Source organism: Pantoea sp. X-Soil-ISGK-421 (assembly GCF_059730785.1).
Genome location: NZ_AP035980.1, coordinates 671,410 through 684,600, shown reverse-complemented (window position 1 = coordinate 684,600; position 13,191 = coordinate 671,410). Strand labels below are relative to the sequence as shown.

General features: G+C 55.7%; 11 protein-coding genes. 5 read left to right on the top strand and 6 right to left on the bottom strand.

Annotated elements, in window-relative coordinates; all coding sequences use genetic code 11:
- Positions 1-25: 25 nt before the first annotated feature.
- The 5 genes from AC6I8K_RS21825 to AC6I8K_RS21805 form a co-directional block, all read right to left on the bottom strand.
- Positions 26-682 (bottom strand): NAD(P)H-binding protein, encoded by a 657-nt coding sequence (locus tag AC6I8K_RS21825; RefSeq protein ID WP_497827586.1) that lies wholly within the window; start codon positions 680-682, stop codon positions 26-28.
- 55 nt (positions 683-737) lie between these two features.
- Entirely contained in the window at positions 738-1,442 is a 705-nt protein-coding gene (locus AC6I8K_RS21820; protein WP_497827585.1) for a GNAT family N-acetyltransferase, read from the bottom strand.
- A gap of 278 nt (positions 1,443-1,720) precedes the next feature.
- Positions 1,721-3,526, bottom strand: coding sequence for an ABC transporter ATP-binding protein (locus AC6I8K_RS21815; RefSeq protein WP_497827584.1), 1,806 nt, complete (start codon positions 3,524-3,526; stop codon positions 1,721-1,723).
- Complete coding sequence (locus AC6I8K_RS21810; RefSeq protein ID WP_483818262.1) at positions 3,523-4,965, bottom strand: M81 family metallopeptidase; 1,443 nt, start codon at positions 4,963-4,965, stop codon at positions 3,523-3,525. The genes AC6I8K_RS21815 and AC6I8K_RS21810 overlap by 4 nt, the downstream gene beginning before the upstream one ends.
- An 11-nt stretch (positions 4,966-4,976) precedes the next feature.
- On the bottom strand, positions 4,977-6,110 hold the full coding sequence (locus AC6I8K_RS21805; protein WP_497827583.1) for an ROK family protein: 1,134 nt from the start codon (positions 6,108-6,110) through the stop codon (positions 4,977-4,979).
- Positions 6,111-6,414: 304 nt separating this feature from the next.
- Here AC6I8K_RS21805 and AC6I8K_RS21800 point away from each other — a divergent pair, with 304 nt between their 5' ends.
- The 5 genes from AC6I8K_RS21800 (at position 6,415) to AC6I8K_RS21780 (ending at position 12,120) form a co-directional block, all read left to right on the top strand.
- Positions 6,415-7,950: an ABC transporter substrate-binding protein gene (locus AC6I8K_RS21800; protein WP_497827582.1), complete on the top strand. Its 1,536-nt coding sequence runs from the start codon at positions 6,415-6,417 to the stop codon at positions 7,948-7,950.
- Between the two features lie 18 nt (positions 7,951-7,968).
- The gene (locus AC6I8K_RS21795; RefSeq protein WP_483818265.1) at positions 7,969-8,889 is read left to right on the top strand and encodes an ABC transporter permease; all 921 of its coding nucleotides are present in this window, start codon (positions 7,969-7,971) and stop codon (positions 8,887-8,889) included.
- The gene (locus AC6I8K_RS21790; protein ID WP_497827581.1) at positions 8,889-9,755 is read left to right on the top strand and encodes an ABC transporter permease; all 867 of its coding nucleotides are present in this window, start codon (positions 8,889-8,891) and stop codon (positions 9,753-9,755) included. Before AC6I8K_RS21795 ends, AC6I8K_RS21790 begins: the two co-directional genes overlap by 1 nt.
- Complete coding sequence (locus tag AC6I8K_RS21785; RefSeq protein WP_497827580.1) at positions 9,752-10,690, top strand: ROK family protein; 939 nt, start codon at positions 9,752-9,754, stop codon at positions 10,688-10,690. Before AC6I8K_RS21790 ends, AC6I8K_RS21785 begins: the two co-directional genes overlap by 4 nt.
- A gap of 197 nt (positions 10,691-10,887) precedes the next feature.
- Positions 10,888-12,120 (top strand): MFS transporter, encoded by a 1,233-nt coding sequence (locus AC6I8K_RS21780; protein ID WP_483818268.1) that lies wholly within the window; start codon positions 10,888-10,890, stop codon positions 12,118-12,120.
- A gap of 109 nt (positions 12,121-12,229) precedes the next feature.
- Here the strand turns inward: AC6I8K_RS21780 and AC6I8K_RS21775 are convergent, their stop codons facing one another.
- The gene (locus tag AC6I8K_RS21775) at positions 12,230-13,105 is read right to left on the bottom strand and encodes a LysR family transcriptional regulator (protein ID WP_497827579.1); all 876 of its coding nucleotides are present in this window, start codon (positions 13,103-13,105) and stop codon (positions 12,230-12,232) included.
- Between the last annotated feature and the right edge of the window lie 86 nt (positions 13,106-13,191).

The following is a 13,191-nucleotide window of genomic DNA, read 5'->3' as shown; positions in this document are numbered from 1 at the left end:
ACGTTTAACGGCTTGATGGCAGTCTTCAACGTGCCATCTGTTTTATCGCGTCCTGCACCGGTACGTCTCCGCCCGTCAGTTCAATGATGACGCGGCTGACGCCGGATTGTTCGATGATTTCAGCCAGCGTCGCCGCCACGTCATCACGAGTGATATCGCCATACGGGATCGCCAAACCAGCACGTACCTGGCCTTGGCCTTTTTCGTCGGTCAGGGTGCCCGGGCGCAGTATCACCCAATCCAGATCGCTTTCCGCCAGTGCGACGTCTGCGGCTTTTTTCACGCGCATGTAGTTTTCGAAGGTGGTGGAGAGGTTTTTCGCTCGGCCAGCTTCCGGGAATGCGGAGACCAACAGGAAACGCGAGATGCCCGCCTGCTGTGCCGCAGCAACCGCGGTTTTTAATCCTTCGCCATCAATGGCGTTCGTCATCTCTTCACCGCCTTTACCACCGGCACCAGCGGAAAAAACCACCACATCGCTGCCCGCCATCAAAGCGGCAAGGGATTTTGCATCCAGCGCGGTTAAATCGCCATTAACGGGCGCAGCGCCCAGTTGACGCAACAACTGCTCTTGCTCTGCTTTACGAAATAGCGGGCGCGCAGTGTGCCCATTTTTTACCAGCAGTGATGCCAGACGACGACCAATATTGCCTGCGCCGCCAATGATAAATACATTGGACATAAGTACCTCTTAAATTGCGGACAGAGAAGCTAAAAGCTTGTCAGTATAGTCAACGTCATTCCGCTGGAAAAAAGCTACGCAGTTTTTGCTGTTCGCAGCCGCGATCATCCATATTCTCCGCTGCCAGCCAATGCGTGAATGCCTGGCGAACAGGCGGCCATTCGCGATCAATGATCGACAACCAATCGGTATCGCGATTGCGCTGTTTGCGCGTCATGGCCTGACGGAAGCGGCCTTCGAAGGTAAAGCCGATGCGCTCTGCCGCTCGTCGTGAAGCGAGATTAAGAGAATCGCAACGCCAGGCAACGCGGCGATAACCTAGCGCGAAGGCCTGCTGTAACAACAGATATAACGCCTCGCTACCCAACACGTTGCGCTGCATCAGCGGCGACCAGGTGACATGGCCAATCTCAATTGCACCGTTCTGCACGTCAATGTTGGCGAAGCAGACTGCACCCACTGCTTGTTGGTTAACGTGATTGATCACCGCATAACTGACCAATCCACTGTCGCTTAGTTTGTTAATGATCCACTCGGTCATCGCGGCTAACGATCGCGGCTGCGATGCGCCCAGCCAGGTCCAGTCACGCGCGTCGGGTGCCAGTGAAAAGGCGGCAAATAACGCTTCGCTATGAGCAACTTGCAACGGGGCTAACTGGCAAAAACGCCCTGCGAGGATATCGGCAGGTGGAAAAGTGGCTGGCTGCCAGTCAGCTAAGTCAAAACCAACCGGCTGACCATACTGATTGTATTGTGTCACTTGATCTCCGTTTCGTTGGGTTGAAGACGCGCGCCAGGCTTCATCATTCAGGCTGAGCAGACGACGCGCATGACTCAGCAGGATTTCACCGCCCGCCGATTGCTTTCAGGTGATTGAATCGAAGGCGGCGCGATTAGCGCGCTTTGCTCAAAGACGGGCAATAAATCGCGTAATGCCGATCAGTCAAGCCCCGTATTAATTACCGTACATACTTTAGCGGCGCGATTTATCGCGCAATAAATTGCGCCGCTACAGATTGTGCGCGTTATGAAGATGAGTCATTCCATCACCCAATGTCCATCACTGACCTCACGATAACGTCGCGTTTCGGGCACAAAGCCCAGCGCGCGCACCGGACTTTTTAGCTCGCTGATGTCCAGCTGGCGTTTCACATGACGGCGCGCCGGATCGGGAACAGGCACCGACGACAGTAATTTACGCGTGTAATCATGCTGCGGATTTTCAAAGATTGCCGCGCGCGGGCCGATTTCGACAATTTCTCCCAACAGCATCACCGCAACGCGATGGCTGATGCGTTCGACTACCGCCATGTCGTGCGAAATAAACAGATACGACAGCCCAAGGCTTTGTTGCAGGTCGAGCAGCAGATTGATGATTTGCGCTTTTACCGTGACGTCCAGCGCTGACACCGACTCATCGGCGATGATCATTTTAGGATCGAGCATCAGCGCACGGGCGATGCAGATGCGCTGGCGCTGGCCGCCCGAAAACTCGTGCGGATAGCGTTGCATCATGCTGGCAGATAAACCGACGCGCTCCATCAGTGATGCAGCTTTCGCGCGCGCCTCGGCTTTACTGCCTAAGCGATGTTGCAGAAAGGGTTCGGTGAGCGCTTCCAGTATCGACATGCGCGGATTAAGGCTGGCGAACGGGTCCTGAAAAATCATCTGCATGGCGCGGCGCAACGTGCGTAACTCATGCGCAGACAAATTCAGCACATCGTAACCATCAAAGGCAACTTCGCCAGCGTCTGGCGTGACGAGGCGCGTCAGCGAACGTCCGGTGGTGGATTTACCGCAGCCGGATTCACCAACCAGCGACAAGGTTTCGCCCGGCATCAAATCAAACGAGATGTTTTCCACCGCATGAACCGCGCCCGTTTTGCGGCTGAACAGGCCTTCATGAATGCTGAAGCGGGTGCTGAGATTTTTCACCGACAGCAGCGGCTGACGCGGTGCGAATAGGCGGGGGGAATCAGGCGCCGCGCTATCGTCGTTAAAAGAAAACTTTCGCGGTCCAGCAATGCCGCGCATTGCGCCTGGCTGTGACACGGTAGCAATGAGCGTGCGGGTATAATCGGCGGCGGGCGCGGAGAAAATCGCTGCGGTGGTGCCGGTTTCCATCACATCACCTTGATACATTACCAGCGTGCGATCCGATACTTCGGCTACCACGCCCATATCGTGAGTGATAAACAGCACCGCGGTGCCTTCCTCTTCCTGCAACGTCTTAATCAGATCAAGAATTTGCCCCTGAATGGTGACGTCCAGCGCGGTGGTGGGTTCATCCGCAATCAGCAGTTTTGGCCGCAGCGCCAGCGCCATGGCTATCATCACGCGCTGTCGCATCCCGCCGGAAAAATGGTGCGGATAATCATTGAAGCGTTTAGCGGCATTGGGGATGCGCACTTTTTCCAGCAGCCGAATGGTCTCTTCACGCGCGGCGCGTTTGCTGATTTTGCGGTGATTGATCAGCGCTTCAGCAATTTGATTACCGATGGTGAAGGAGGGATTCAGGCTGGTCATTGGCTCCTGAAAAATCATCGCCACCGCATTGCCGCGAATATCGCGCATGGCAGATTCGCTCAGCGTTAGCAGATCGACGCCGTTCAGCAGCACGTTGCCGCTGACGCGTGCGTGACGCATGTTGAGTAAGCGCATGATCGCCATCGACGTGACACTTTTACCCGAACCGGATTCGCCAACTATCGCTAGCGTTTCACCCGTATTAACGGTTAACGAGACGTTTTTCACCACATCGCGCCATTGATCGTCAACGCGAAAGGCCACCGTCAGATTTTCGATGCGCAGCACCGGTTCGACTGCTGAGGCGACCGTGTTCATTTCACTACCACAAAGCGCGCCGACAGGCTGCAAACCGGCAGGAAAGTGAAGTCCTTATCAAATGGATAAGCAGGCTGTAATTTGCGGTTGCGCGTTAAGCGTTCCACATATTGATCGACCACACCTTCTGACAGCGCCATCAAATTGGGATTGGCCAGCGGCGCCAGTTCTGGCGACAAATACCCCGACTTCACCACCACAATTTTAGCCGCAGCAGGTTGCAGGCCAAGCAGGGCGAAATCGGCCAGGTTGTGATACGGACGACGACGATCGGCGACCACCAGCGTAATGCCGCCGGTTTGCAGCAGCGCTTGTTTTGCGAGGGAACGTGCATCGTCGCTGAGATGCTTCACGACAAATTCGGCCTGTACTTTACCGCCCGCCGGATCGAGCGACGCGCCAACGGTTAGCGTTAAGGTTGCGCCAACGCCGGCGGCAAAGGCCGCATCAGTGGCCGGTTTATCGGTAATGCCAGCAACGATAACCTCCTGAGCGTTCTGGCGAATCAGTTCTGCCAACACATCTGCACGATCGCCGACGCCGCCACCGGTGGGGTTATCTCCTGAATCGGCCAGAATCACCGGTGCGGTTTCGCTGGCGATGGCCATCGCTACGCACTCTTCAATGCTGCCAGTCACGCAGCCAAAGCTAAATTCATCCCGCGCCTGCCAATACGCCAGTGCCAGTTTTGCGGCCTGTTCCGCCAGTACATCAGCATCGGTGCCGGTCATGATCGCGGCGGCGGTGGCGCGCGGTTCGTCAGCCCAGACGTAACCGACCATCAGTGAGGCATCCCAAATATGTTCTAGCGCATTAATGCCGGGCAAACGGGCATACAAACTTTTGGCGGGTTCATCTTCGGTGCTGGTGCGCTCACCGGGCAGCACCACCGGAATCGGTGCCCACACCACGCCAGGTTTAACGCCGGTTTGCAGACTTTTCACCAGCATCGATACCGAGCGGCGCATGGTCTCTTCCACATCAATGTGCGGCGCGGTGCGATAAGTCGAGAACATATCAATGGCATCAATGATGCGCTGTGTGACATTGCCGTGCAGATCGTAGCTTACGCTGATCGGGCAATCCGGGCCGACTAACGCGCGGGTAGCGCTGATCCAGTCGCCTTCGGCATCTTCCATGCCTTCGACATACACCGCGCCGTGCATGGCGAGATAAACGCCATCCACCGGCAACTGTGCCGCGAGGCGCGTCAGGAAATCCTGCTTAAAATCGTCGTAAGTGATGCGCGCCACTGGACCACCGGCAATGGCGCGCGCGTGGAAGGTGGGCAGAAACTCGGCATCATAATCCTGCAGGAAAGCAAAGTAGGGATTGGTGGTCAGTTCATCCCCGCGCACGATGCGGAAGTCGTCGGCATAATTCAGCACCGGATTGTAAGTACTGCACTCAGTATGAATTCCACCAAAAGCAATGCGCATAGCAGCCTCCGCTAGTCGGGTAAATGAATGATAAAACGATACGCCGCCACACTGGCTGCGGCTCTGGCCCAGCTCTCTTCGTTGATGACCATACTGGAGATCGGCGTTTTGCCGATGATCGACGGCAGCACATGGCTATCGATTGCCTGCATCACCACGGTTTTCAGCAATCCATCAAACGCATCGGGCTGATGCGCAATAACAATTAATTCGGGGTCATTCATCTGGATGATATTGGCGATCGATAAACCCAGCGCATGACCGGCCTGATGCAGAATGGCAATCGCTGCGCTGTTACCCTTCACCGCCAGCGCTTCCAGTTCGGCAATCGATTCAGTCTTCAGCGCTTTATCGCGCATGCTTTCGCGGATAGCGGTTAACGATGCCAGCGTATCGAGGCAGCCGCGCTTGCCGCAGCGACAGGGACGTCCGCCAGACTCGATGGTGCAGTGGGCGATTTCACCGGCAGCGCCGTGTGCACCACGGTGCAGTTGGCCCTGAAAGAAGTGCGCCGAGCCAATGCCGTCACCGTGCGAAATCAGGGTAAAGTTGCGCGCTTTTTTGGCCACGCCGAAAATTTTTTCGCTGACCGCCAGCGCTTTGGCATCGTTTTCTAACGACACTTCCAGCCCGGTTTGCTGTTTCAGCAGTTCTGCCAGCGGCACGTTTTTCCAGCCCAGCAGGGCGGACTGTACGCAAATGGCTTGATTTTCATCGACAACCCCGGAAAGCGTTACGCCAAGGCCAATCAACTGATCTTGCGAAATCGATTTCTGTGCAATCAGGTCCGGGATCGCCGCCGCTATCATTTTTGCCAGCTGTGACGGGTCGAGGCTCAACGGCATGTGGGTGGCAGCCAGCGTATGGCCGTGCATATCAATCAGCACTAATACCACGCGTTCGCCGAGCAGCGAGGCACCGAGAAAATAGGCGCTGTCAGCTCGCATTTTTAATAACACCGATGGACGGCCCTGGCCGCTGGATTCAGGAATACTCTCTTCCAGCAATCCGGCCTGCAGCATCTCTTTTACCAGCGTACTAATGGCGGCTTTGCTTAATTTCATTTTTTCCGCAATGGCGGTGCGGCTCATGCCATGCGACGCAATAAGCAAACGCAGAATTTGTTGCTGATGGGCATTGAGCATTAGGTTCTCACGGCGTTAGCACTAATGTGCTGACAATAATAAGGACGGAAAACAAATACAACGATATTTAGTTAAATTTCTGAATGCAGATCTAATTATAAGTAAATTATATGAACCAACCTATTGGCTTTTGTTCAGTGAGTGTGGCTTATATAGCGCAATGTTTATTAGCAAAGCGCTAGATATCGTCTCGTAGCCCGCACATTTCGTAGCGGCGCAATAAATTGCGCTGCTACAGATTTTGCGTGGTGTTAAGGACGTTCATTCATTCACCGATCGTTTCAATGATTCATTGAGGGCCTTCATGGAAAGCAAACATAAGCATTTCAAGGTACTGACGCTGGCTGGCTGTTTATGGGCGTCGCTGGCGAGCGCCTCCGTTTTTGCCAGCCAGCTGGTGATCATGCAGAACGAACCGCCGCGCAGCATGGATCCCGGTAACCAAACCGCCACCTTTACTGGCACGGTGCTGGACCCGATGTACGAAGGCCTGACGCGCCTCGGTGATGACGGCAAAATCATTCCGGCACTGGCATTATCCTGGACAGCCGATGAGAGCGGACTTAACTGGACTTTTACCCTGCGGCCAAATGTGAAATTCCACGACGGCACGCCCTTTAATGCCGATGCAGTAGTGGTAAACTTCCAGCGTCATTTAAATACGCAACGCGGTTTAGCCGGCAGCGGAAAAATTCGCACCTTTATTCAGGATGTGAAGAAAAAAGACGATCTTACTGTCACGTTTCAGCTGAAAAAAATTAATCCGGCCTTTTTAACTGTTTTAGCGTCCGGTCCGGGATTAATGGTCAGCCCGCAAGCGGATAAGGCAGGCAGCATTAACAATAAAGCCGACGGCACCGGACCTTATAAACTGGTGCAATACAAATCCGGCGAATATGTGCTTGAACATAAGAATCCCGACTATTGGGGGAAATCGTCCGGTCCAGATGAAATTAAATGGACGTGGAGCAGTGAACCGTCGGTAATGAATATGGCGCTGCAATCGGGGCAGGTCGATATTATTAACCCGGTGCCGCCGCAGTTCGCGGGTATGTTAAAAAACAACGCCAACGTTAATCTCAAACAATCGCCTGGTGCCGCCGTATTCTGGGTAGATCTCAACACCCAAAGCAAAGCCCTGAGCGATGTGCGCGTGCGTCAGGCGCTCAATCTCGCCACCGACCAGCAGGCGTTGGTGAAAGCCATCATGTTTGGTTATGCACAACCGGCCAATTCGGCACTGGCACCGGTCGATCCCAACTACGACAAAAGTTTGCATGACTATCCGTATGATCTGCAAAAGGCCAAAGATCTGCTGAAAGCGGCGGGCTACGCCGACGGTTTCCCGATTTCGATTGCGGTACAGGCACCCGATGCGCGTACGGCGCAAGTGTTGCAGGGCATGTGGAGCAAAATCGGCGTGAAGCTCAACGTGCGGCAGATGGAGAGCGGCGTGTGGACTAAAGCGGCGTTTGCCGATGGCAAAGAGAAGGCCGCGCAGGGCACCGATGCGGTGCTGGCCTCCTGGTCTTCTGGTTTATATGGCTCGGATCTGCAGCTTCGCCCGCTCTATCACACCAGCAGCTTTGCGCCGGGCGGGGCGAATCTGGGCTTCTTTAGCGACAAGCAAACCGATGATCTGATCGACACCGCCGCATCCACCCTCGACGATGCTAAACGCAAAGATCTTTACTTCCAGGCGCAAAAGCAGATCAGCGGATTAGCGCCGCAAGTGCTGCTGTTCTATCAGGACGATCTCTATGCCGCCCGTAAGAATATTAGCGGCGTAGTTATGCAGCCGGGCGGACAAATCGTCGTGCGCGACGCGGTGAAGCAATAACCTCATGGCTGATGTGATATGAAAGCGTACGTCGCAAAAAAGGTGTTTTCGCTGCCGTTAATCATTTTCGGCGTGTCGATCATCGTGTTTATCGCCATCCGCGCGCTGCCGGGCGATCCCGCGCGCTTGATGGCGGGACCGGAAGCGCCGCAGGAAGCGGTGGACAGTATGCGCGTGCGGCTGGGGCTCGATCAGCCTTTGCCGCTGCAATATGTCAAATTCGCGGCTGAAGCCTTGCACGGCAATCTTGGCTTATCGTTGCAGTCGCAGCGTCCGGTGATGACGGAGATCAGCGAGCGGTTGCCCTACACCTTGTCGCTGGCGGCGCTGGCGTATCTGCTGGCGATTGCGATCGGTGTTCCGGCGGGCATGACCGGGGCGATCTATCGTCAGCGCATTCCGGATCAGATTGTGATGGTGCTGACCATTGCCGGTGCGTCGATCGCCAACTTCTGGCTGGCGCTGCTGGCAATGAATTACTTCGCCGTTGAGCTAGGCTGGTTACCGCTGCTGGGCGCGGATTCGTGGAAAAATTACATTATGCCGACCGTCACGCTAGCGATCTTGCCGATGGCAATGATTGCGCGCATGACGCGTTCCAGCATGTTGGATGTATTGAGCCAGGATTATATTCGCACCGCCAAAGCCAAGGGATTATCGTCCGCCAGCATTAACTGGAAGCACGCGCTGCGTAATGCGCTGATCCCGATTGTCACCATCGTAGCGCTCAACTTCGGCAGTCTGATTGGTGGCGCGGTGGTGACTGAATCAGTGTTCAACTGGCCGGGCATTGGGCGCTTACTGGTGGATTCTGTGCGCTACCGCGACTATCCGGTGATTCAGGGCGTTACGCTGGTAGCCGTTACGGGCGTGGTGTTGATGAATCTGCTGGGCGAAGTCCTGATTGGTTTGCTCAATCCAAAAATAAGGTTCGACTGATGAACAGCAATGAAACTTCCGTGCTGCCGCCGCGTTCGCGCAGCCGACACGTCGTGCGCATGCTGATCGCTAATCCGTCGATTGCTATTGGCGGCGCGCTGGTCATGCTGGTGGTGCTCGCCGCCGCGCTGGCCCCGCTGATTACACATTGGGATCCGGTGGAGCAGGATTTACTCAATACCTTGCAAGCACCGTCATCCGCACACTGGTTTGGCACCGATGATTATGGGCGCGACATTTTCTCGCGCGTGATTTACGGGGCGCGCATCTCGCTGTTTGAAGTGAGTCTCAGCGTAGCGATCTCGATGGTGATTGGCATTCCGCTCGGCATCATTTCGGGGTTAGCCGGCCGTAAAATTGATGCGCTAATCATGTGGGTGATGGATATCATCTTCGCTTTTCCCGGCATTGTACTGGCGATTTTGATTGTCAGCGTACTGGGCGAAGGGCTGATAAATATGCTGATCGCCATCTCGCTGTTCTCCATTCCGGTGTATGCACGCCTGAGCCGCAACTTAACGCTGGGCTTGAAGAATATGGAATACATCGAAGCGGCGCACATGCTGGGCGTACGCTACCCGCGCATCATCACGCACTACATTCTGCGCAACTCGATTGGTCCGCTGATTGTGCAATCAACGCTGACGGCGGGCGCGGTGGTGCTGTCTGCCGCCAGTCTGTCATTCCTCGGTTTAGGTGTGCAACCGCCGATGCCAGAGTGGGGCACCATGATGAGCGATGGGCGCAACTTTCTCGGCCTGAATATCTATGTGTCACTCTTTCCCGGATTGGCGATTTTGATTACCGTGCTGGGCTTCAATGTGCTGGGCGACGGTTTACGTGATGTGATGGACAAACGTTTATGAGTGAACAATCCGCGGTGATTTGCCTCGATCTGGGCGGCTCATTTATCAAGTTAGGCGTGATGAATGCGCAGGACGAATTAACGATACTCGATCAGCAAACAATTCCGGCGAAAAGCTGGAGCGATTTCACCGCGCTGGTGAAGAGTATGATTGCCCAACATCAGTCACATTTTGCCGCCTGCAGCCCGGTGGCTATCTCCACCGCAGGCATTGTTGCCCCGGATTCCGGCGAAATGTTTGCCAGCAATATTCCCGCTTTTCATCAGCGCAGTCTGGCCAAAGAACTGGGTGCGATCCTGCAACGTAAGGTGATTGTACATAACGATGCAGACTGCTTCACGCTGGCCGAAGCGCTGGCGGGGGCGGGGAAAGGGCATAAAGTGGTGTTTGGCGCGATTCTTGGTTCGGGCGTTGGCGGCGGTTTGGTGGCGGATGGCCGTATCATCACCGGACAGAACGGTCTCACCGGCGAATGGGGGCATGGGCCGATCACGCTAACGGAAGTGGAGATCGAAGGCGTCACGCTGCGGCTGCCGCGCAAGGCGTGTCCGTGCGGCCAAAAAGGCTGTCTTGATAGCTACGGAGGTGCGCGCGGGCTGGAAAACCTGCATCAGACGTTGCATCACCGCCCGGCGAATAGCCTCGAAATAATCGAACGTTGGCAGCAGCAAGATGCGCAAGCGCAGCAAACCCTTCAGGCATGGCTGCAAATTGTCGGTCAGCCGCTGGCGTACAGCATCAATATCACTGGCGCTTCACGCGTGGCAGTCGGTGGCGGGCTGGCCTCGGTTGTTCCGCTGATTGATGCGTTAGATGAGGTGGTGCAAGGCTACGTGCTACGCCGCACCTCACATCGTTTAGTGGTGCCTGGCGAGTTCGCGCATCACGGCGGCATGATGGGCGCCGCGCTGCTGGCCCGGCAAAGTCAGGGATAATGTTACCCGGTGCGCATAAATGCGCACCCTACGACGTAGGGTCGCCCTTCATGGCGACCGATGCCTCAGCGTCACCCCAGCCATTAACACATAATTGCGCTATCATATGCCGCTTACTTAACTCAGTTGCGACGATGGTTGCTGTTTAATGCGTCCACGATCCTGACTGAGTTCTTCACTTGCGGTTCGGAAAACACATGTCATCAGTACAACCCCAACTCACTCAGCTGCCGGATGAGGCATCGCTGCCGCGTCAGAGCGTGCTGAAAGCTCTGTTCGCGCTCGGCACCGGCGGCTTTGCCATCGGTACTGGCGAATTCGTCATCATGGGCCTGCTGCCCGACGCAGCCAAAGGCCTTAACGTATCAATCCCTTCCGCTGGGCATCTCATCAGTATTTACGCGCTCGGTGTGGTACTGGGTGCGCCACTGCTTGCGGTGCTAGGCGCGCGTGCCTCACGTCGTAACTTCCTGATGACGCTGATGGGCCTGTTTGCCGCCGGTAATTTGTTAAGCGCCATTGCGCCAGGTTATTACTCAATGCTGCTGGCGCGATTCCTTGCCGGTTTCCCCCACGGCACCTTCTTTGGTGTGGCGGCGCTGGTCGCGGCAGGTTTGGTTGAGCGCCGCAAACGCGCGCAGGCGGTGTCGATGGTGCTGTTTGGCCTGACCATCGCCAACTTACTCGGCGTGCCTGCCGTTACCGCTATCGGCCAATGGTTTGGCTGGCGCGATGCCTTTGCCATTGTCGGCGGCCTGGCGCTGGTGACCTTGCTGTTAGTTTGGCTGTGGGTGCCGAACGTGGCGGGCGACAAACATGCCAGTCCGCTGCGCGAGCTGTCAGCCCTGACGCGTAAACAGGTGCTATTGACGCTGGCGATTGGCGCGGTGGGCAGCGGCGGATTGTTCTCAGTGTTTAGCTACGTCAAACCGACCATGACCGAACTGGCGCATATGCCGGTAAGCTGGATCCCGGCGGTGCTGGCGCTGTTTGGCTTGGGCATGATTATCGGTAATATCGCGGGGGGACGTCTGGCCGATCGCGGCATTGAAAAGACCATTCGCATTTTGCTGGTGTGGTCGTTCCTGGTGCTCAGCGCTTTCGTGTTTGCCGCGCACTATGCGCTGGCGGGTGCCATCAACATAATGCTGGTGGGCACCATGGTGGCGCTGGCAGCCGTGTTGCAAATCCGGTTGATGGATGTGGCCGGTGATGCGCAAACCATGGCGGCGGCGATGAACCACTCAGCGTTTAATCTGGCCAATGCGCTCGGCGCGTGGCTGGGCGGTGTCACCATATCGGCCGGTCTTGGATGGCAATCCACCGGATGGGTGGGGGCGATTCTGGCGGTATTTGGCCTGCTGATTCATGCCGTAGCGATGCGCGATGCGCGCCGCAAATCGATTACCTTTGCGCACGAGAGTCATTAAACCGTGGTGGTCGCCATTAATGGCGACCCTACGAATAGTGAAAGCGCATAAACGGCGATTCTGTGGTTTTAGGTTTTGTAGGGTGCGCATTCATGCGCACCTGGTCAAATCACGCCAATTTCTGCTGCAAAAACGCCATAAATACCCGATGAATTTCACTGCGCTGGCGATGCTGCGGATAGAGCGCATTGAGATTGAGCGACGTGGGTTGCCACTCTTCAAGCACGGTAATCAGCTCGCCACTGGCTAACGCCGGCGCCACAATAAACTCCGGCAACATAATCAACCCCAGCCCGGCAATCGCCGCATCGCGTAACATTTCCCCGTTATTACTGACCATCGGTCCCTGCACGCTGATCACTTTGCGTTGCTCGCCGTTAAACAATTCCCAACCAGTCTGGCTTTCCCGTCCATAGCGCAGGCACAAATGTTCACTTAACTCTTCCGGCGTGCGCGGTGCGCCAGCACCCTGCAAATAGGCCGGGCTGGCACAGATGACACGGCGAAACTCGCCCAACCGCTTAGCAATCAAACTGGAATCGGGCAGCGTGCCAATGCGAATCGCCATATCAAAACCTTCGCCCACCATATCAACGTGACGGTCTGCCAGTTCGACCTGAAACTGCAAGCCCGGATGCAGGCTGAGAAACTCGGCAACAAACGGCGACAAATGACTGATGCCAAACGACATCGGTACGCTCAAACGAAAGCTGCCTTGCAGCACCTGACGACGACCGGATACTGCCAGCTCGGCTTCCTGCACATCATCCAGAATACGCTGAGCATGCTGCGCAAACAGCTGGCCATTATCGGTCACCGACAACTTCCGCGTGTTGCGATTCAGCAGCCGCGCGCCGAGTGACTCCTCTAGTGCGGCAATGCGGCGACTGACATATTGCTTCGACAGCAGCAGCTGTTCGGCGGCGGCGGTGAAGTTACCCGCTTTGATTACAGCTACATAGATACGGAGATCTTCAATCTGCATATTGTCCACTTATCGGTGACAGTCATTGTCATGATGACGCATTGTTAGGCAAATCAGTTTACGTATACTTATCTGCAACGGGAAGG